Here is a 21,374-nt window from a genome sequence, read left to right as displayed (position 1 = left end):
TTGCGAAAATTTTATTTTGGTCGGCTGAAGTGGATAATAGAATAAATTAATAGATAGCGACTAAAAATAAATAGATGAATTTAGGCAAATATTATTGACAGATTGTACATTCTTTCTTATATTATTAATTACCCACTAATTTTATATCATGATTCCGTAGCTCAGCTGGGAGAGCGCTACCTTGACAGGGTAGAAGTCGTTGGTTCGAGTCCAATCGGAATCATATAAGTAAAAGCCTGTTCGTACCTAATCTTAAGGAGAACAGGCTTTTTTATTTGCACACATAACACCTTCATTGAGTCGAAGTGAATCCCGTATTATTTATGATAACTAGTTTTATATGGAGGCATTTACTTGTTGTTGCCTGAAAATCGATATGATTTGTATTGAAATTGATGTCTGTTCTCTTAAAATCATTTTCAAGTTACATGATAATTCTAAAAAAGACAATACTACGTCATAACGTTAGCATTAGTAGGAGGAAATTATATGAAACAACGTTATGTCGTATTTTACATATCATTATCGATACTCTTATTGCTCGTAATTGCTGGAGCGGCTCTACCTGATCAACTAGATCAATTAACTGCAAATATTCAAACCTTCTTTTCAGACGCATTTGGATGGTATTATTTAATACTGGTTGCTATCGTGCTGATAATCTGTCTTTACCTATTGATTTCTCCATTTGGACGTATCAGACTTGGAAGTCAAGATCAAAAACCGGAGTTTTCCAGACCGACTTGGGTTGCGATGTTATTCAGTGCCGGTATGGGGATCGGTCTTGTATTTTATGGAACATCAGAACCTATCAGTCATTATGCGATCAGCTCTCCGACCGGTGAAGTGGGTACCGATCAGGCGATAAAGGATGCATTACGGTTTACTTTTTTCCATTGGGGCATTCATGCTTGGGCTATTTATGCGATTGTCGCTCTTGCAATTGCTTATTTCCATTTTAGACATGGTAAGCTCGGGTTAATTAGTGCGACATTGCATCCTATCTTCGGCGATAAGGTAAATGGCGTCACTGGAAAAGCAATTGATATCTTTTCTGTATTAGCGACTGTACTTGGTGTTGCAACCTCACTTGGGTTTGGTGCAGTTCAAATAAACGGTGGCTTGAAGTATCTCTTTGATGTGCCTGCTACGATTTGGATCCAATTTATTATTATTGCGATTGTTACCGTCCTCTTTTTAATCTCTGCCTGGTCTGGTTTAGGGAAAGGGATAAAAATATTGAGTAATGCCAATATGATATTAGCGGGCGCTTTATTTTTGCTAATGTTTATATTTGGACCGACGCTTTTTATTCTTAATTTATTTACTAATACGATTGGAACCTATATCCAAACATTACCACAGATGAGTTTTCGAATCGCGCCATTAAATGAAGACATTCGCGGTTGGATTAACGGCTGGACGATTTTCTATTGGGCATGGTGGATTGCCTGGGCACCATTTGTCGGTATTTTTATCGCCCGTGTGTCGAAGGGAAGAAGTATTAGAGAATTCGTCTTTTTTGTTCTTCTCATTCCATCCCTGGTCGTCTTCTTATGGTTCTCGACCTTTGGTGGTTCTGCTATATCTTTGGAGCACAATGGAATTGCTGATATCTCTAGTCTTTCAGCAGAAGAATCATTATTTGGCATGTTCTCTCATTATCCGATGTCGCTGGTGATGTCCATTACAGCAATGATTCTGATCGGGTCATTTTTTATTACATCTGCAGATTCGGGGACCTATGTATTAGGGATGATGACTACCAATGGCTCGCACCATCCTGGTAATAAGATAAAATTTACTTGGGGGATATTGCTCTCTGCAATCGCACTGGTTCTGCTTTACACAGGTGGGTTGCAGGCGCTCGAGAATATGATGATCATTGCAGCATTACCATTTTCCATCATCATTGCGTTAATGGCGATCAGTTTATTAAAAGCGTTGAAAGAGGAAGCAAAAGAGCTGGGTATTGGTCGGATTAAAAGAAGAAAAGTATAAGTATTTTTTATAGCGGTTCAGCTAAAAATCTTTGTTAAAATAAAAACCTAACATAACAAGCAAATTGCCTGTTATGTTAGGTTTTTTGTTGTCAAGATTAGCCTGCGCTATGGAATTTTGGTATATAACTGATGCGAAAGATAGTATATAGAGCGCTATCTGCAACGACATTTACCGCTAATTGCGCATTAGCATTCTTTCTGGATGTTCTCTAACTACAGTAAAAAAGTTGTAGCATATTCTTTGTTTTCACATCCGAAACTTTTTTCTCTTTCACTAATTTTTTTGGTTAATTAGGAGTAATTATAACTCTTCTGCAAATAACTAAAGCAAGAACAAATTCAGTGGGACAGTAAATATTTGCAGAGGTGTACGACATATGAAAGAAACGAAGCAAGTAAGTAAGCATGCAATTGTTACCGTGTTATTGATAGGTACTTTTATTGCCATTTTAAATCAAACTATAATGACGACAGCATTGCCGCATTTAATGGAGGACTTATACATTACAGAGAATACTGCGCAGTGGTTAACGACAGGTTTCATGTTGGTAAATGGGATTATGATTCCGGTAACCGCATTTTTAATTCAAAAATATACAACTCGCACTTTATTTTTTACAGCGATGATTCTCTTTACAGCGGGTACATTTATCTGTGCTCTTTCCGTCAACTTCTTTACATTACTTGTTGGGCGAATCGTTCAAGCTTCTTGCGCTGGGATTATGATGCCATTAATGCAGACTGTTTTATTCACACTTTACCCTGTAGAAAAACGTGGAAGAGCAATGGGAGTGTTTGGGTTGGTGGTTGCTTTTGCTCCGGCAATAGGTCCAACATTATCGGGATGGATCATCGACAATTTTGACTGGCGTGTTTTATTTCAGCTCCTTCTGCCTGTCTCGGTATTTATTCTGATTGCAGGTTACTTTCTTTTGAAAAATGTAACGGAACGTACCTCTCCTGTATTAGATGTGCTTTCGGTGATGTTATCAACAATTGGATTCGGTGGTTTACTGTTAGGGTTTAGTATGGCAGGTAGTAATGGCTGGGGCAGCTACCAGGTTATCTTCCCATTACTAATCGCGGTGGTTGGCTTGTACTGGTTTATCCAGCGTCAATTAAAGCAAGAACAAGCAATGCTTGAATTTAGGGTTTTTAAATATAAGATGTTTTCTCTATCCTTAATACTTGTTATTATCGTATTTATAACCTTTATTGGCGGGATGACGATATTACCGATTTATATGCAAAAGATGATGGGCTACACAGCTTTTGAGTCTGGTCTTGTGTTAATGCCTGGAGGTATTGTCTTGGGTGTCCTGTCACCAATTACAGGAAGAATTTATGATAAGGTTGGTTCTAAGTGGCTGGCATTTACCGGTCTCTCGTTGGTGACTTTTAGTGCTTTTTTGCTAACGGATATCAGTGCGCAAACAACATTCATTTATCTAATGATTGTTCATGCAGTAGCAATGGTCGGTAATGCGATGGTGAAAATGCCCCTTACTACTGCAGCATTAAATGCACTTCCTGAAGAATTAATCCCACATGGAACAGCTATGAATAATACGATGCGACAAGTAGCAGGCGCATTAGGAACAGCGGTACTTGTTACAATCATGACAAACAGTGAACAAGACACGACAGTATATGGGGTAGCAGGAGCAGTGCATGGAGTTTCAGTTGCGTTTATTGTAGTAACATGTATTGGCATAGGTGGCATGTTCCTGTCTTTATTTATAGAGGGTAACCGCTCTAAATAGGAATCAAATATTATCAAATAAGTTACCCATTATTTTTCCTGCACCTCTAAACAGCCAGAAGATAATACGAAAAGGCAGAAAAAGAATCTCAGGAATCCAAATCAGCATATCCAGCAAAAACTCCCAAAAAGTGTGTGGTTTATTCTTCTTTGGATTTCTTTTTGTTTTGTTCCACCATTTTTTCATTACGATCTCTCCATTAATAAAATGAGCTGATGCTAATTAGTAGAAAAAATAACAAATTTCTACGGCAATAGTCATAGCAATCAAAGTTAGCGTGTCGAAGTGATCTAAATTTGTCTTATTCAGAAAATACGCGTCATCATTCAATAACGTTTCTTTAATGGATGAATAAACAATAGAGCGTCTTCTGATTGAGGGAACCGATTGATTCGATGTGCAATCTGTTATGTTGAAATCTGTTCCTCCGTATCCGCCAATAGCATGTAACAAACATGGTACATCCTCCTGTTTTTCCCTTCTATTATGATAACGATTGAGCAGGCGCTCAGGTTTCAATTTACTCCCAATAACCTGCACAACTAAGGATCAAAACGAAAAATTTACATAGTTAACCTGCGTTTGAAGTGATTCCCAATCTGTTTTTTGTTACATTAATCTTAAAACGGAAGGAGCGGATCAATTTGAAACATGTAACCTTATTTTTTGTAACGATGATTTTTCTGATGACAGGGTGCACAGACAATGAGCAACAAAATACTGGAGAAGAAGAGAACGCCAGCTCGAATAATCAGGAAAATAAGGAAGTCGAAGTAGTAGCAGAAAACCTTGATGTGCCGTGGTCAATCGAAAAATCTCAGGATACTTTTTATCTGACGGAAAGACCAGGAAATATTGTCAAAATTGAAAATGGAGAAGTAGAACGGCAAAGCGTTGAACTGAAGAAAGAAATTGCGACAGCGGCAGAAGCAGGGTTGTTAGGATTTGTGCTAGATCCTGATTTTTCAGAAACAAATCTTGCTTATGCGTATTATACTTATCAGGACAGTGCTGGCCAATTTAATCGTATTGTCACACTTCGCTTGCAGGATAATACTTGGATAGAAGAAGACTTACTTCTTGATAAGATCCCAAGTGGTTCGTATCATCATGGCGGTCGCTTAAAGATTGGACCGGATGGAAAACTGTATGCAACTGCAGGTGATGCCAGTCAGGAGGATATCGCGCAAGACCAGGAATCGTTGGGTGGTAAGATATTACGATTGAATCTTGACGGCACAGTACCAAATGATAACCCATTTTCTAATTCCTACGTATTTAGCTATGGACACCGTAACCCACAAGGCATGACCTGGTCGTCTTCAGGTACTTTCTATGCCACTGAACACGGTAACAGTGCCAATGATGAAGTAAATAAAATAGAAAAAGGTAACAATTATGGATGGCCGGTGATAGAAGGTCGTCAGGAGCAGGAGGGTATGGTTTCTCCTTTATTTACTTCCGGTACTGATACTACCTGGGCTCCATCTGGTATGGATTTTTATCAACAAAAATTGTACGTCGCTGCATTACGAGGAGAAGCTGTTTTAGAGTTTGATCTTGAATCGGAGGAGTATCGTCAAGCAGTGAGCGGGTTAGGAAGAATTCGCGATGTGCTGGTTGAAGAGGACTCTCTATATTTTATCAGTAATAAAACAGATGGTCGAGGTAATCCCGATGAGAATGATGATAAGCTTTATCGAATGTCACTTAGTGAAACAGATTAGATCTCAGTAGTAATTTATCACAGTGCTAACCGTCTGTAAGACTTCCGCTTCAAGCTTCGAGTATCACCAAGAAGCTAAGTGGGAACAGACGCTAACACCCTGATAAGTTTCGCTAATGATCAGTAGGAGTCAAAAACCCCCACTGACTAACTTTATCCGCAGAAAGCAGGTTTTTATGACAAATGGATGTGGTCTTTTGTACCTTATGTCCTTTACTCAAAGTTGTTAGAATGGAAATGGATAACTGCTGAGAGGATGAATTTGATGGAATCGAAACAAATAACACCGGAACAAGAAGTTTTAGGAGTGCTAGGTGGTAAAATTAACAGGGATCCTTTCGCTGTTTTTGAGGATTTACGAAACAATGGATCTGTTCGGCCGATACCGATGCCGATGGGGGATCCTGAAAATCAAACATGGATTGTCACACATATGGATCAGGCTAAACAAGTATTGAAAGACCAGGCAACATTTTGTGTCGACCCTTCTACTATTGAGAAAAGCAGTTATACAAAAACATCATTAATTAATAGTTCGGAGGAAGTGAGCTCAAATCTATTTCTTTCTAACTCATTAAATGCATTAGATGAGCCGGATCATCGACGTTTACGACGATTAGTATCGAGGGCATTCACTCCAAAATATATGGAAAGTTTACGACCAAGTGTACAGAAGATAGCAGATGATTTACTTGATCAGGTCCAAGATAAAGGAGAAATGGATATAGTAGTAGATTATGCTTATAAACTGCCAATCAATGTTATTTCAAACATGATCGGAGTTCCTGAATCTGATCGTGAACAAATTTATCATTGGTCAGAAGTAATTGCTAGTGGATTGGGTGTAGGTAGCGTTAACGAAGATGTGGTGAAGAGTCTGGAAGCATTTGGTGATTACTTCAAACAGCTTATTGACGAAAAACGATACCAACCTGGGGAAGACTTAATCAGCGAACTGATAGCAATAGAAGAAGAAGGAGATAAGTTAACGGAAAAGGAACTGCTTTCAATGGTTCAACTGTTAATCTTTGCAGGGCATGAGACTACTTCAAATTTAATCTCAACCGGTACCTTAATGCTGCTGGATCATCCTGAACAATTAAAGCTGCTTAAAGATGATCCTGACCTTGTTCCAAATGCTGTAGAGGAATTATTGCGTTATCACGGTCCATCTACAACTGCTGGTCCTCGTTATGCCAGAAAAGATACAGAATTAGGCGGACAGCAAATAAAAAAAGGTGACATACTTTTTCCGCTATTGAAATCAGCAAACCGTGATGAACAAGTCTTCTCAGATTCAGAAGATTTAGATGTGTCACGAGATCTGAAGCGACATCTTGCATTTGGACAAGGGGTACATATGTGTTTAGGCGCACCACTTGCCAGAATAGAAGGGGATATTGCGTTTACTACATTATTAAAAAGAATGCCAGATATCAAATTAAGTATTCCAAGAGAACAAGTGCAGTGGCAATTTAAGTTGGCTGCACAAGGATTATCTAGTTTACCAGTGTCTTTCTAAAACGTTCTATAAATAAGCATTACACCCCAAAATTCGTTTTGGGGTGTAGTTGTATTGTAGCGAATATTTTTTATATGTTATGAAAACAGTTCGATGTAGTGAAAATTTAAAGTGTAAAAAGTATATAAATACAGTCATAGTAGTAATCATGCTGAATAGGAATCTGGGTCTTATAATATGGATTATTGTAATAAGGTTGTATTGAAAAATGGTCATTTTGATATATCTAATCTGCTTAGCAAAGCTCCGGAAATAGGCTCCGCGTCCTGTGGGTACGGCTTCAGCTAGGCTACTAATTGAAAAGCTGCTTTGCTGCCTTGTGCCGAGGAAGCTCACTTCGAAGCGATGCTTGCAGACACAGGCACAGACTAAATGGATCTTCAGCTCGCGCTGATTCAACGGGAGTCTCCGCCTATTTCCTACTCTTATGGGAAGTGCTACAACGATTGGAACAGCTAGAAGCAGTGGTGCTTAGCAATGTATTTCATCAATTATGGTGTGAATCTTGCAGATAGTGCTTCATATCCTAGCTGTCGAATAAATTGTGGAGCTATACATCAGCGGAGGCCAACCACGGAGACTCCCGCGGGATTGTGCAGGTGCTGGAGATCCACTTTGTGAAGCGTTCTTTTTCACAAAGTTAGCTCCAGCCGTGCCCCGCAGGACGCGGAGTGGTTGGACGGAGCGGTATCATACCACACATATTTTTTCAAAATGACCACTAAGCTGCTAGTTTACATAATCCATATTATAGGAAGTTGTTTATTGATTAAGTCAATTAGGACAGGGCGGGCTTCCTGGTTTTTCTTAACGCCCCTTCTTTTTCAATTCAACTTCATACGTAAATGGTACAGGGTTTTTGTCATCAGCAGGAGCTGCATACGACGTAATCATCCGATTGGTACCTTTTTTAAATAATTGTCGTAATTGTAGAGCATTTTCATCTGTCACATTAAATGGATCGACTGTGATCACTTTGTATTTAGTCTTATGCTTCAATTCCCGTTCGTTAATAAATGTCACAGTATAGTTTACATAAGTCTCCGTTAATTCCTGGAATGACGTGAAAGGTTCCGTTGAGGATCCGTCCTGATAATAGTCTATTTCTTGAATAGCGATATTATCAATGTACCAGCCATCATTAGTTGTTCCCCAGTCTGTAAGGTAACGGAAAGAGATCAGAATCTCTTGACCAGAATAGTTTGATAAGTCAAAGGATTCCTGCTGCCAGTTTTCAAAATGTCCAGTAAATCCAGGAACATTCTCTTTAATTTTTGGATAGCCTTCCTCTACTACATCACTTCTTGTGTTTTCATTTGCTAAACTTTCCCACGTTTCACCGCCATCCGTAGAAACTTGCACGACGCCAAAGTCCCATTGTTCTTCAATATCAATGAAATGATCAAATTGCAGTGTAGCGTTTGACAGTGAGGTAAGATCTGCTTCGAAAACAAGCTCATTGTCCGCTTCATCCGCTTTGCCACCCCAAAGTACTTTCTCACCAGAACCTAGGGGATCATTAACAGAGGTCCATGGTGTGGAACGAAAATCAATCCCGTCGAAATGAATCGTATCGATCTTCTCATCGAAATCTAACGTTTTGAAATCACCACCCCATGCAGGCACACCATCTTTCTCATAAGTTAAAGCTTTTTCATAATCGACTGTTATGCCACGTGGTGTTCCTTCATCATCAACTGGCAGATTGCGCAGGTCAATACTTTTAAAATTATATTTGTCATCGTCTATTGCGAGTGTCGTGATAAAGTCCTGGTAAACATCTGTGAAGTTCTTTTTCGAACCGTATTCTTTAAGTACTTCGTTCACACTTGATAGACCCTGTGACGTATTCTTGGCCAAATCACGAATGAATTCCTGTCCGAATTGTTCATTCATAAATAGTGTGAACAGATAGACTTGCCCATAGTCTGCAATTGTTTCCGGACCAGTCTCTGCAGACACGTGTTCATCCCAGTTTACTAAGGAGTTTTCCGGGTGATCTAAGTAAAAGTTAATCGAACCTGCGTCATGCCCGTAGCCACCTAAGTATTCAGAGAAGGTGGACATCCCTTCATTTAACCATGACTCCTCGGCGCCATCATTATCAGCATGGATTAAATGCTGCAGCTCATGTATAGTTGTTGCAAAAAAAGTAGATTCTAAGCGGGTATCCCAGTTAGAGCTGTCGATCGTTACGATATTTCGATCAATATAATTTTCAATCGTTTGCCAGAAGAAGCCTGCAACGAAAAAAGGATATTCCGGATCCTCATAATTGTCATCCTGGATATTATCAACGAGGATGATTACTTTATCACTGCCTTCATAGTAATCTTCAGGAAGTCCGACCATTTCAGGTAAAGGCGCATTACTGCCATCTAAGGTATCAGGCATGCCAAAAAATGCGGTGTCTTTTGGATAAATATTGGAATCGAATTCATCACGCAGCTTATCTACTTGTGGTTGTGTCACAACATGGTCTGGTCTTGTATCACCTTCAGGAAAAGATAGATCGTCGGCAACCCAAATTTCGACATTTTCACCGACACTGCGTAATGTATAGGTTTTTAAGGATAAATTACGATTTAAGAAATATTTGGTACCACCGTCATAGGAGAAATTAGCGTCTGAAGCAGTTTGTTTTGTGGCGTTTTTTTCAGATAAAGGAAGTTTTTTTGCCTGTTTTTTTAGATTTTGTTCGGTTTGTCTGATGAAATTTTCATTTTTAGAAAGCTTGTTTAATTTAGCGTCTATATCTATTCTGTCCCCGTAACGTTCTGCATCCCAATTAGAAATATCACTAGATGCTGCGAATAGATTTGGTGTGACAAACAGAGCGGCTAGAAATACTATGAAACTAGTAAGTAAAAACTTCAATGAATCGTTTTCTCTCATCAATCATTTCCCCTCTCATCATATAAAATTGCATTTATTCTATCATGAGATCATGAGAGAGGGTATATCTATCACCGAAATTCATACAAAATAGCTAGAAAGTGTAAGGAAATCGAGCAATAAGTTGATTCATATATCCTGCTTCACATTCTTGTATCGTTGGAAGAGGTGGTCTCTCCTGCAGAATCGCATGCAGTATTTTAATGCCGATTTAACCGGGTTTTCCCAAACGCCTTCCGGTATTCAGTAGGTGTCATTTTTTCATACTTTTTAAATAAACGCATGAAGTATTTTTCATCTTCTATTCCTATACTTTTTGCTATCACTTTTAAATTCTGACGGGTACCTACCAGTAAATCTTTCGCTTTTGAGATCCGTAACGCATGGATATAGGACTGCAATGTTTTTCCGGTTTTTCTCTTGAAATAACGTGACAGGTATTCCTTGTTGTAACTGAAACGATCTGCTACCGTCGAAACAGAAATTCCGTTAAATGCATGAATGCGTGTCCATTCTAAAATATGGTTAATGTTCATGTCTCTTTCATTAAAAGTAGATGCTTGTACAGAGGAATGGACAAAAGTTTGTTCGGAAAACTCGATCAGCAGGGCAGTCATTAAGTAATTTACGCTCATACGTGAGTAATAGTTGGAATTATCTACATCAAGTAATTGATTGGCTAAAATATTGAGACGGTCAGCAAACATTAATGGTGAAAATTTAGGGAAATAAATACTTTTTATTTTTCTGCCTGCTTCTGGATTGGTACGAATGTGTAAGACCATATCATCGTTTATCGTGCAGGCGGTCGAAATACTATTACATTCAAAATGGAACCAGTAAAAGGAAACGTGTTTATTGCAAATCTTATAGCCATTATGCACTTTATCTGGAAACAAAAACAGGACATCTCCTGGTTGAACGTCATATTGCACGCCGTCCTGTTCAATAAACAGCGTTTCATTCACGCCAATAATCATTTCGTAGTTATCGATTATTCGCCTCTTATGAGACCAGTGTTGATCGGTTTCAAATAGTCCACCTGAAATGTAGTTAACCGGTGTTTCTATATCTAGTTTAATAAACGTCATATTTCACGGGCCTCACTCTCTGATTCTTTGTTTCATTATACCTTTTACAGCGTCTGTCTGAATAGTTAAAAGCATGAATGTTTTTATATCACGTTAAGAAAGCATAAGATTTTAGCAATGTAGTAGTGAAAATGTTAGTTGTATCAAGTATAAGAAATATTACGGTGCATGCTAGGAAGTGTGAATGCTAAGTTTTTCTAATATCGAGTCAGAAAAGTCCACCTTTTGTTTGAAATACACTACTTACGTGATTCCTGAATAATGCTAAACTATTGTAAGCGAAACCAAATAAGAAACTTCATTTCATCGAAATCAGTAAAGGGAGTGGATTTAAATGAGAACTAAAGAACATACACTAGCTAAAATGAAGCCAATTTCCCTAAAAAAGGTATCGATTCATGATCCATTTTGGGACCCTTGGCAAAAGCTTGTTAAGCAATCGATCATTCCTTACCAATGGGACGCTTTAAATGATCGTATTCCCGGAGCAGAGCCAAGCCGAACTATTGAAAATTTTGAAATAGCTGCGGGTCGTAAACAAGGTACACATTATGGCATGGTCTTTCAGGATAGTGATCTGTATAAATGGATGGAAACCGTCGCTTTCTCCTTGCAAGACGATCGAGATCCACATTGGGAAAAAATAATGGATGAGGTCATCGAATTGATACAGGAAGCGCAAGAGGATGACGGGTACCTACACACTTACTTTTCTGTCAATGATCCAAATAGGAAGTGGACAGACTTAAAAGAGGCACATGAATTGTATTGTGCTGGTCACTTGATTGAAGCTGCTGTAGCTTATTATCAGGCAACGGGCAAAAAACGAATCATTGATATAGTCAGTAAATTAGTGGATCATATCTCTGTCGTATTGGGGGATCAACCTGATCAAAAGCGCGGATATCCGGGGCATCCAGAGATTGAACTGGCACTAATGAAGCTGTATAACATAACAGAAGATAGAAAATATATTGATTTGTGTCAATATTTCATCGAGGAAAGAGGAAAGCGAAACCCTGTTCATTACTATGATCAAGAATTGGAGCAAAAAGGTGTCGATGAAAAATTAGATTATCGAAATTATGATTATTATCAGGCTCATTTACCGGTCAGAGAACAAACTACTGCAGAAGGCCACGCCGTAAGAGCAGCCTATCTATATAGTGGGATGGTCGATTTAGCAAATGAACTGGAAGATGAAGCGTTATTAGAAGTGTGCCGGGTCTTATGGGACAATACCGTCAATCGGCGAATGTATGTAACCGGTGGGATAGGATCTTCTTCTTATGAAGAGCGGTTTACAGTAGATTATGATTTGCCTAATGACCGTGCCTATACGGAGACATGTGCTTCCATTGCTTTGATCATGTGGGCGCATCGCATGGTCCAAATCGAAGCGGATCATCAATACACTGACATTCTAGAACGAGCTTTATATAATGGGGCATTGAGTGGCATATCATTAGATGGAAAGGGATATTTCTATGTGAACCCATTGGAAGTCTGGCCGCATACAGCAAATTGCCGTCATGATATGGAAACAGTCAAAACGACAAGACAACAATGGTTTGGCTGTGCATGCTGCCCACCCAATATAGCGAGATTATTAGCATCGCTTGGAGAATATATTTATTCAACCAATGATAGCGGAATATTTGTCCATTTATATATAGGTGGTGATACATCCTTTGAGATGGATGGACAGCATATTCGATTGGAACAAACATCAGCATATCCATGGGATGGCAAGGTTACTTTCACTATCTCAACAGATAGCGCCACAGCCTTTTCCTTGTCACCGCGAATTCCAGGCTGGTGCAGCAATGCTAAAATCGTCGTAAATGGGAAAGAGGAGAAAGTCTCTGTTAGCAAGGGATATGCCTGCATTACACGAGAATGGCAGGATGGAGATACTGTTGAATTATTATTTGAAATGCCAGTAGAAGTAGTGCGTGCACATCCGGATGTTCGTAATAATGCGGGAAAAGTAGTATTACAGAGAGGGCCTGTTATCTATTGTTTAGAAGAAAATGATAACGGTTCAAATCTTCAGGATATACAAGTGAAAACCGATCAACCATTTACTGTTCAGTATGAACCAGACTTATTAAACGGTGTCCATGTCATTATCGGAAGTGCTGTACAAACGGTGAGAAAATCAGTAGAAAATGAGCTTTATACGACAAAAAGATATCCAGTTACAGATAGAAGCATAACCGCCATTCCATACTATGCATGGAGCAACCGCGGAGAAAATGAAATGACGGTCTGGATACGAGAGTTTCAATAATATAGAGTCAAGAACGGTTCCTTCGATATTTTACGAAGGAACCGTTCCTATTTTGTGAGCAAAAACGTATAGCATTCATTAAGAAAATTGTAAAAAGGAATTACAGAAGTGACTCAACAATTTTTGTAAGAGCTAGTATATTGGCCTCATGTATATAAACAGCCATTGAATAAATGATGGATTATTTGTTAGTTAGGACTAGGTGGGCTTTTCCATTTTTTTCTTATCAGTCAAGAAAATATATAAGTCTGGTCACATCAGTAATCATAATGAAGATGATGTGGAGTTCCTATAATGTGGATTATGTAATGCTAAGGCTGTATGGCAAAACGGTCATTTTGAAATATTTTATCTGCGTTACAAAGCTCCAGAAATAGGCTCCGCGTCCTGTGGGCACGGCTTCAGCTAACTTATGAAAGAAAATTCTTTTCTTTCATAAGTGGATCTTCAGCTCGCGCTGATTCCACGGGAGTCTCCGCCTATTTCCTACGCTAATGGGAAGTACTACAACGATTGGAACAGCTAGAAGCAGTGGTGCTAGGCAATGTATTTCATCAATTATGGTGTAAATCTTGCAGATAGTGCTTCATATCCTAGCTGTCACATAAATTGTGGAGCTATACATCAGCGGAGACCAACCACGGAGACTCCCGCGGGATTGTGCAGGTGCTGGAGATCCACTTTGTGAAGCGTTATTCTTCACAAAGTTAGCTCCAGCCGTGCCCCGCAGGACGCGGAGTGGTTGGACGGAGCGGTATCATACCACACATATTTTTTCAAAATGACCACTAAGCTGCTAGTTTACATAATCCATATTATAGGAAGTTGTTTATTGATTAAGTCAGTTAGGACCGGCGGGTTATGCCCGGTTTTTCTGGTGTTGCATAAAATTTACGCATTGAGGGAAAACAAGGATGAACTACTATCTTAGATAATTGAGGGATTACTTATGGCACGAGCGTCATTGTTTCAACGTTTGAAGACCAGAAAACAAACCACAAAAAGCTCAGAAAAAAAAGTGATTTTTAGTTCACTTAGTCCTAACTTAGACGAAAATCTGCAAAATATGAAGCGAATCCTTGGTGAGTCCAGTGATTTAATAGTGAGAGAACTGCTGATTGGAAATCTAAATCAACGAGCAGCTATCATTTATCTCAGCGGGATTACGGACGAAAGAAGGATTAACAATAATATTCTGCAAATGATTCAATCTAATGTCAAATCGTTTGAAAATAACTTGTTAGATGATATTGAAAAGGAAGTAATCTCCGTTACTGATACTCATCAGTCAGATGACCTGGATGACATCTCCTTCAGTATTCTTAATGGTAATACTGCGTTTTTTATGGATGGAATAGAACGTGTATTATTAATGGGTACGGCTGGCGGGAAAGAACGGGCGATTGAACAGCCGGATTCGGAAACATTGATTCGTGGACCAAGAGAAGGATTTGTGGAAAGTATTCAAACGAATTTAGCCTTAATCCGCCGTAACATTAAGGATCCGAATCTTCGTTTTAAAGAATTTGAAATTGGAGAACGATCAAAGCAGAAATTAGTGCTTTGCTATATAGAAGGTATTACAAATGAAAGTATTATTACAGAAGTAAACAGAAGATTAGATACAATCGATATTGATTATGCCTCAGACTCCGCTACTGTGGAGCAATGGATTGAGGACAGTTTTTTATCGCCCTTTCCACAGCTTTTAGATACGGAACGTCCCGATCGAGTGATTTTTGAATTAATGCAAGGGAGAATAGCTATCGTTGTTGATGGTTCTCCGTTTGCGTTAATCGGACCTATTTCAATTGCTGATACCGTTCATTCTATGGAAGATTACAACCAGCGATGGTTGACTTCAAGCTTACTGCGGCTATTACGATTTTTGACCGTTATTATATCACTAATCTTGCCAGCATTATACATTGCGCTTGTATCCTACCATCCTGGCATGATTCCGATAACGTTAACCTATTCCATTGCGGCTACCAGAGAAGGGGTAGCATTCCCTACAGCAGTAGAAGCTATATTGATGGCTGTTACATTTGAGATTCTGCATGAGGCAGGGGTACGATTACCGAAAATTATCGGTCAGACAATTGGTATTGTTGGCGGTTTAGTAATTGGTGAATCAGCCGTTAGTGCAGGGATTGTCAGTCCGATCATGGTAGTTGTAACAGCACTGACCGCCATTTCTTCCTTCAGTATTCCGATTTACAGTGCGACAGCTTCTTTCCGAATCCTGCGCTTTGCTTTTATGATAGCTGCCTCTTTTCTAGGGTTGTATGGAATTGCTTTAGCTTATATTATGGTGAATATTCATTTTGTCAATTTAAAGAGCATTGGCATGCCTTATTCTGTCCCATTTTCGCCAGTCTTTTTTAAAGATTTGAAAGATGTTGTGATACGTGCGCCAATTACAAATTTAACACGACGTCCACGTTATTTAAAGCCGTTCGATAATCAATCGAAAAACACTAACCTTAAAAAAAGGAATTAACGTCAATGAACACCTTTAAATATGCAGATGAGAAAATTAAAAGTAGCGATATATTGATTGCTATACCTGCTGTGGTGATAGGGATTGGCATACTACCCTTTCCCCGTACACTTGCGAAAGAGATGACCACTTCAGATGGATGGATCCCTATTCTAATTGCTGGAATTATAGTGATTGGAATTGTCTGGGGACTTGCAAAACTAGCCTCACAATTTCCTAATCAGTCCTTTATGAACTATGCATCTTCGTTAGTGTCAAAACCGGTAGCAAAAATTTTAACTGTTCTCTATTTTATATTTGGTATTACCTTAACCAGTTTAGAGCTTCGTTCGGTAGCGGACGTATCTCATCAATATTTATTTGATCGTACGCCGATGGAAGTAATTATACTTACATTTCTTTTCGTAGTGGTATATGCTGTTTCTGGTTCAAGGGCAGGGTTATTTAGACTCAATGCTTTGTTTTTACCATTTATATTTTGTGTGACAGCTATTTTAGTTTTGCTCTCAATTGGATATATGGAAGTCAAAAATCTATTACCTGTTTTTAAAACAGATATGAAAGGTTATCTCAAAGGTATTTCTGATAGTGGTTTATCATTTACAGGTGTAAGTCTTTTGCTTTTTTATATCGCGTTTGTGAAAAATCCAAAGAAAGCTCCAAAAATGGCTGTATTAGGAATGTCTTCGGTTGTTGCGTTTTATATTGTAGTTTACATAACATGTATAGCTGTATTCGGTGACAGAGCAACAGAAGTGATGCGTTTTCCAATTATAGAAGTAGCGAAGACAATTGAGGTACCTGGTGGCTTTTTTGAACGAGTGGAATCGATCTTTTTTGTCATTTGGTTAATGTCTTTATTTACTACAACTGCTATAGCTTACGATATTGCCGTTCTGACAATGAATGCTGTTTTTCCAAAAGTTAAAAAAGTTAAGATAGTGTTTATACTATCTCCTATTGTTTTTTTCATTGCTACCATACCCGATAGCTTCATGGAAATTGTCAATTTTGCAGGTTGGATTTCTTATTATAGCTGGGGTCTAAATTTGCTAACTCTATCATTATTATGGATCGCTTATTGGATAAAAGGGGGCAAGCAACATGAAACATAAATGTATTACCATATTTATTGGTGTTATCATGTTGACGCTGCTTACGGCTTGCTGGGATACTATTGAGCTGGAGGATAGAGCATTTGTAGCTGGACATGCTTTGGATATAGCGGAGCAACAAGAACAAGGTGATCAAACTACCTTTGAAATGACAGAACAATTAGTAGTTCCCTCTGGTTTAGGGACCATTCTTCGGCCAGGAGGAGGTCCTGCATTTCGAAATATATCAGAAGTAGGTAAAAGTTTATATGATATTGATACCAAAATTTCCAGGCAGATAAATCGGATTAGCAATATTGAGCATTTAGAAATATCTTTGATTTCAAAGGAAATTGCGGAAATAGAAGGTTTATTTCCAAAAGTACTAGACGTTTTTACGAGGCACCAGAAAATGAGAAGAGGACTATTAATAGCCATTACTGAAGATAAAGCGACAGACTATTTAACTATTCAGCCGGAGCATGTGAAACTGCCCGCCCGTTATCTAAGTGAGCTGCTGGAGAATAAACGGGTACCCGTCACAACGGGACCTGTTCGTATGGGGGATGTTCAGGAACATCTTCTAAATAATCAGAGCTTTGTTATCCCGGTTCTACAAATAGTCTCTGATAAAGTAGTCGAATATAAAGGGCTAGGAGCATTTCGTGGGCAGTCAGGTCAGATGGTTGGCGTTCTCGAGGAAGAAGATGCGAAAGGTCGGAACATCATTGTAGGTGAAAATCAACAGGGGACTATTACAACAACTTTACTCAAAGAACCTATTACGTATTACGTAGACAATGGATCTAGTAAGTTTACATTAACCAATATAAATAAAGATAATTTACATATTACTGTGGAGATCCAATTAGAGGCTAGAATTGCTGAATACTTTGGATCAATAGAAATGTACAGTAAAAAAAATCAAAAAAAATTAAAAAAGGCACTGGAAAATAGAATCGAAACATTAGTTCAAGCAGCGGTAACTAAAGTGAAGGACGATTTACAAGTAGATATTTTTACTTTTGATGATTACCTTCGTATCCATCACTACGATTTTTGGCAAGAGGTTAAACAGAATTGGGATACAGGAGAGAATTATTTCTCTAAAAGTACGATAACGTTTAAGGTAGATGCCGATATTGAACAACCAGGGAACACCTATCAAGTGAAAAACAAGAAAGAAAGGGATTAAAATGTGGAATGTAATTTCTGAAAGAATACCAACCTTGTTCACAATTGTCTGTACACTCTTAGCATATGCAGTTCCTTATCTTGTATATAAGATCAACCAGCAAATCCACAAAGCATTGGATCCTCCATGGAAGAAAGAAGAGAACAATAAGCCGGATCAATAAATATAGCTAGGGAGAAGTTCATGATGGATAAACTACCTGATTCATTATCTTACATTAGAAAAAATTCAACAATGAAAAAGGTCGTCGTAGTAAAAAAATTAGAGTGTACTAAGTATAAGGAAAACTCGGCACCCGCTCGAAGACGAGACGAATGCCGAGTTTTCTAATTATTGTCACTATCCTACATAGGAAGTTCCAACAATGATAAGAAGAATAAATAACACAACGATGAGGGTAAAGCCTTGACCGTATCCTTTTTCTTCACTCATTTGCGATTCCTCCTTTCAACTATAATTAGTATAGTTTATGTTGAAGGAAGTGTGCCGATTGTACATTTAATAATTAAAACGCCTAATTTTATATTAAAGTAAAAACAGAAAATCAGAGAACGCACTCTGATATCAAAAAACAGTATACACATATCAAAATAAACAATTATGAGATCTAACATCGTCAAATACAATAACATACAAGAATTAAAGATTTTTGTGTCATTGGCTAAAGTGATTAAAAGAAAGGGAGGAGAAGGATGAAAACAAAATTTTTCAGTCTGTTTTTTTTAGTGTTATTAGTATTAGTCAGTTGCAGCAATAATGAAAGCGCTTCTAATAATGAAGGGGGTGACAACACGGATAGTGAAGACAGTCCAACGATTCATTTTATGACCAATTTATTAACACCGAATGTGCCGAATGAAAAGATTCTAACAAAGGTTGAAGATGCTACTGGCTATAATTTAGAAATCGATTGGGTACCTGACAATAATTATAATGAAAGACTGAATACTGCTTTTGCAACAAACTCTCTGCCAGATGTAGTCGGGATTGGGTTTCAACAGATTGATCAGTTTAAAGAAGCAATTCGTGATGGTCAGTTCTGGGAGATTGGACCATATTTAGAGGACTATGAGAATTTAAGTAAATTAAAAGACGAAATAATTGATAACTCAAAAATAGATGGAAAAGTTTATGGAATATACCAGGGAAGACCTTTGTCAAGATCTGGTATCATCTATCGTAAAGATTGGGCCGATAATCTTGGACTTTCAGCACCTACTACAACTGATGAATTCTTTGAAATGGCGAAGGCTTTTACCGAAGAGGATCCGGACGGTAATGGAGAAGATGATACTATTGGGCTGACGGATCGAAGTGATCTTATTTACGGTTCCTTCAAAACTATCGCATCCTGGTTCGGGACACCAAACTATTGGGGAGTCAAAGATGATGAAATATTACCTCAGTTTATGTTTCAGGAGTATGTGGATACGATGGATTTTATGAAGGAATTACGTGATAATGGTTACATGAACAAAGATTTTCCAGTGACTAGTAAAGAAGATCAGACAGAGATGTTTAAAAATGGAACAGCAGGGCTCTATGTTGGTTCGATGTCTGATGTGAAGTCTATGTATGAAGATGCATCAAAAATTAACCCCGATGTAGAATATGATGTACAAAATTATGTGGAAGGTCCTGATGGCGAATACGGGGTTTGGTCCATTCCTGGCTATGGTAGTTTAATGTTATTTCCAAAGTCCTCAGTTGAATCCGAAGAAGAACTGAAAGATATTCTGACATTTTATGATTATTTAATGACACCTGAAGTTGCTAACTTAGCATTATGGGGAGAAGAAGGAGTGCATTATGAATTAATTGATGGTCAGGCAAAAGTGATAGATCAGGACAAATATGATGCAGAGGTACGACCTTATAAAATATTTGAAATTGGAGAACCAGAAACAAGTGGAAAATATGAAGGTTATAATGATTATGAACCAGCACTTAAAGCCAAAGAATTAGAAAAAGATAATGAAAATTATTTAATCGAAAATCCAACCGTTACCCTAGATTCAGAAACTTATGCTGCAAAAGCAGGAGAATTAGATCAAATTATGACCGATGCAACCTATCAATATATTCTTGGTGAAATGGATGAAGAAGGATTTGAAGCGGCTATCGAGAAGTGGAAAGAAGCAGGAGGCCAGGAAGCATTACAAGAATTCAATGAGAGCTATCAGAAGTAAATAAACAATGCTTTGATAAAATTTCACTCGGACATAACAAGTAGCTTCAGCTAACCACATAAATGTTATGTCCGGTCCCTTGCTCGTTTTGAAATACAGAAGATATTTGTTAGTTTATGGATTGCTTCTTCCTGAATTCTGATGGTGTCATGCCTGCATATTTCTTAAATGTTCGGTAGAAATGCGGCGTACTTTCAAATCCGGTTTTTTCTGCTATGAAGGAAATTGTATGATCAGTATGTAAAAGTAATTCTTTGGACTGGAGGATTCGTTTTTTATTAATATATGCTGTCGGGCCCATTCCCGTCAATTGTTTAAACACTCTGCTGAAGTGGGCAGGACTTACTAAAGACTCTTTAGCCAAGCTTGACAGGGAAATGTTCTGGTTTAAGTTTTCTTCAATGTATACGAGTATATGTTGCATCCAGTCATAAGGCATGCTTGCTTCTTCAAGCTTATCATGACTCTGGTTTGTTTTAATTCTTGTCAGCTCTAGCAGGATGTGCTGAGTGAACAACAAAGAAGCGTGAATGGATCCGATTTGTTTGGAAGATAATTCTTGTTGGATATTACGTAAGTGATCCTCTAATATTAATTGCTCTTCTTCAGTGAGCTGTATCTTGAAATTTTGTTCTTTTTTAACTTTCTCAATTAGGTACAAATAGGAAAAAGACTCATCAATGGCATTGGTATGAACCAAAGCTGAACTAAAAAAAATGACAGAAGAAGTGATTAAGTCATGCTTGTCAGGCTTGGCGTGATGTAAGGTGTCCTTCGGGATAATAAACACATCGCCTTTGTTCATTTTATAGAGGGTGTTGTGGATGAAGAATAACCCTTGTCCTGCATGAACAAAGATTATTTCATGAAATGAATGCATATGGTCCGGCAGTTCATTTTGCGGTTTTTTACTGTTTTTATAGGTGAACGAGTATGGAAATAACTCATTAATTCTTGAAAGTTCAAAAGTAGACTTCATCTGATCACCTTCCCATTAATGAATAATGATTTGAAACACAATAGGTTAAGTAGTATTTATTTGATTATACCAAAAATGTTATCGGTTACATATAGATTACTTGGAAATATAGGTGTAATCG

General features: G+C 38.2%; 16 protein-coding genes and 1 tRNA gene. 11 read left to right on the top strand and 6 right to left on the bottom strand.

The features are described from left to right. Positions 1 to 150: 150 nt before the first annotated feature. The 3 genes from MUN87_RS06260 to MUN87_RS06250 all read left to right on the top strand — a co-directional run bounded on the left by MUN87_RS06260 (position 151) and on the right by MUN87_RS06250 (position 3,766). Positions 151 to 223 (top strand) — tRNA-Val (locus MUN87_RS06260). 266 nt (positions 224 to 489) lie between these two features. Next, the gene (locus tag MUN87_RS06255) at positions 490 to 2,001 is read left to right on the top strand and encodes a glycine betaine uptake BCCT transporter (RefSeq protein WP_244746853.1); all 1,512 of its coding nucleotides are present in this window, start codon (positions 490 to 492) and stop codon (positions 1,999 to 2,001) included. Between the two features lie 379 nt (positions 2,002 to 2,380). Beyond that, on the top strand, positions 2,381 to 3,766 hold the full coding sequence (locus tag MUN87_RS06250) for an MDR family MFS transporter (RefSeq protein ID WP_244746852.1): 1,386 nt from the start codon (positions 2,381 to 2,383) through the stop codon (positions 3,764 to 3,766). A 3-nt stretch (positions 3,767 to 3,769) separates the two neighbouring features. Here the strand turns inward: MUN87_RS06250 and MUN87_RS06245 are convergent, their stop codons facing one another. Both MUN87_RS06245 and MUN87_RS06240 read right to left on the bottom strand, forming a co-directional pair. Further along, positions 3,770 to 3,952, bottom strand: a complete 183-nt coding sequence (locus tag MUN87_RS06245; protein WP_244746851.1) for a hypothetical protein — start codon at positions 3,950 to 3,952, stop codon at positions 3,770 to 3,772. Between the two features lie 36 nt (positions 3,953 to 3,988). Further along, positions 3,989 to 4,219, bottom strand: coding sequence for a hypothetical protein (locus tag MUN87_RS06240; RefSeq protein WP_244746850.1), 231 nt, complete (start codon positions 4,217 to 4,219; stop codon positions 3,989 to 3,991). A 221-nt stretch (positions 4,220 to 4,440) separates the two neighbouring features. Here MUN87_RS06240 and MUN87_RS06235 point away from each other — a divergent pair, with 221 nt between their 5' ends. Continuing rightward, positions 4,441 to 5,493 (top strand): PQQ-dependent sugar dehydrogenase, encoded by a 1,053-nt coding sequence (locus tag MUN87_RS06235; protein WP_439649661.1) that lies wholly within the window; start codon positions 4,441 to 4,443, stop codon positions 5,491 to 5,493. 264 nt (positions 5,494 to 5,757) lie between these two features. Next, positions 5,758 to 7,014, top strand: coding sequence for a cytochrome P450 family protein (locus MUN87_RS06230; RefSeq protein ID WP_244746849.1), 1,257 nt, complete (start codon positions 5,758 to 5,760; stop codon positions 7,012 to 7,014). 807 nt (positions 7,015 to 7,821) lie between these two features. Here MUN87_RS06230 and MUN87_RS06225 read toward each other — a convergent pair. Together MUN87_RS06225 and MUN87_RS06220 are read right to left on the bottom strand one after the other, a co-directional pair. Then, a complete protein-coding gene (locus MUN87_RS06225) occupies positions 7,822 to 9,909 on the bottom strand; it encodes a M6 family metallopeptidase (protein WP_244746848.1) in 2,088 nt (695 codons plus the stop codon). Positions 9,910 to 10,109: 200 nt separating this feature from the next. After that, entirely contained in the window at positions 10,110 to 11,000 is an 891-nt protein-coding gene (locus MUN87_RS06220; protein ID WP_244746847.1) for an AraC family transcriptional regulator, read from the bottom strand. A 334-nt stretch (positions 11,001 to 11,334) separates the two neighbouring features. Between MUN87_RS06220 and MUN87_RS06215 the strand changes: the two genes are divergently transcribed. From MUN87_RS06215 to MUN87_RS06195, 5 genes are all read left to right on the top strand, one after another. Further along, a complete protein-coding gene (locus tag MUN87_RS06215; protein WP_244746846.1) occupies positions 11,335 to 13,293 on the top strand; it encodes a glycoside hydrolase family 127 protein in 1,959 nt (652 codons plus the stop codon). 949 nt (positions 13,294 to 14,242) lie between these two features. Continuing rightward, positions 14,243 to 15,796 carry a spore germination protein gene (locus MUN87_RS06210; protein WP_244746845.1) on the top strand — a complete coding sequence of 518 codons (1,554 nt, stop codon included), beginning with the start codon at positions 14,243 to 14,245 and terminating at the stop codon, positions 15,794 to 15,796. Between the two features lie 5 nt (positions 15,797 to 15,801). Continuing rightward, positions 15,802 to 16,911, top strand: coding sequence for a GerAB/ArcD/ProY family transporter (locus MUN87_RS06205; RefSeq protein ID WP_244746844.1), 1,110 nt, complete (start codon positions 15,802 to 15,804; stop codon positions 16,909 to 16,911). Next, a complete protein-coding gene (locus MUN87_RS06200) occupies positions 16,901 to 18,085 on the top strand; it encodes a Ger(x)C family spore germination protein (protein ID WP_244746843.1) in 1,185 nt (394 codons plus the stop codon). The genes MUN87_RS06205 and MUN87_RS06200 overlap by 11 nt, the downstream gene beginning before the upstream one ends. 1 nt (position 18,086) lies before the next feature. Next, positions 18,087 to 18,248 carry a hypothetical protein gene (locus tag MUN87_RS06195; protein ID WP_244746842.1) on the top strand — a complete coding sequence of 54 codons (162 nt, stop codon included), beginning with the start codon at positions 18,087 to 18,089 and terminating at the stop codon, positions 18,246 to 18,248. A 176-nt stretch (positions 18,249 to 18,424) separates the two neighbouring features. On the opposite strand, the gene MUN87_RS06190 is transcribed toward MUN87_RS06195, so the two are convergent. After that, positions 18,425 to 18,517, bottom strand: coding sequence for a YjcZ family sporulation protein (locus MUN87_RS06190; RefSeq protein ID WP_244746841.1), 93 nt, complete (start codon positions 18,515 to 18,517; stop codon positions 18,425 to 18,427). Between the two features lie 260 nt (positions 18,518 to 18,777). On the opposite strand from MUN87_RS06190, the gene MUN87_RS06185 reads away from it, so the two are divergent. Continuing rightward, a complete protein-coding gene (locus MUN87_RS06185) occupies positions 18,778 to 20,274 on the top strand; it encodes an extracellular solute-binding protein (RefSeq protein WP_244746840.1) in 1,497 nt (498 codons plus the stop codon). Between the two features lie 109 nt (positions 20,275 to 20,383). On the opposite strand, the gene MUN87_RS06180 is transcribed toward MUN87_RS06185, so the two are convergent. Beyond that, the gene (locus MUN87_RS06180; RefSeq protein WP_244746839.1) at positions 20,384 to 21,253 is read right to left on the bottom strand and encodes a helix-turn-helix transcriptional regulator; all 870 of its coding nucleotides are present in this window, start codon (positions 21,251 to 21,253) and stop codon (positions 20,384 to 20,386) included. Between the last annotated feature and the right edge of the window lie 121 nt (positions 21,254 to 21,374).

Source organism: Gracilibacillus salinarum, assembly GCF_022919575.1.
Classification (GTDB): domain Bacteria; phylum Bacillota; class Bacilli; order Bacillales; family Amphibacillaceae; genus Gracilibacillus; species Gracilibacillus salinarum.
This window is presented reverse-complemented; position numbering and strand designations above follow the sequence as displayed.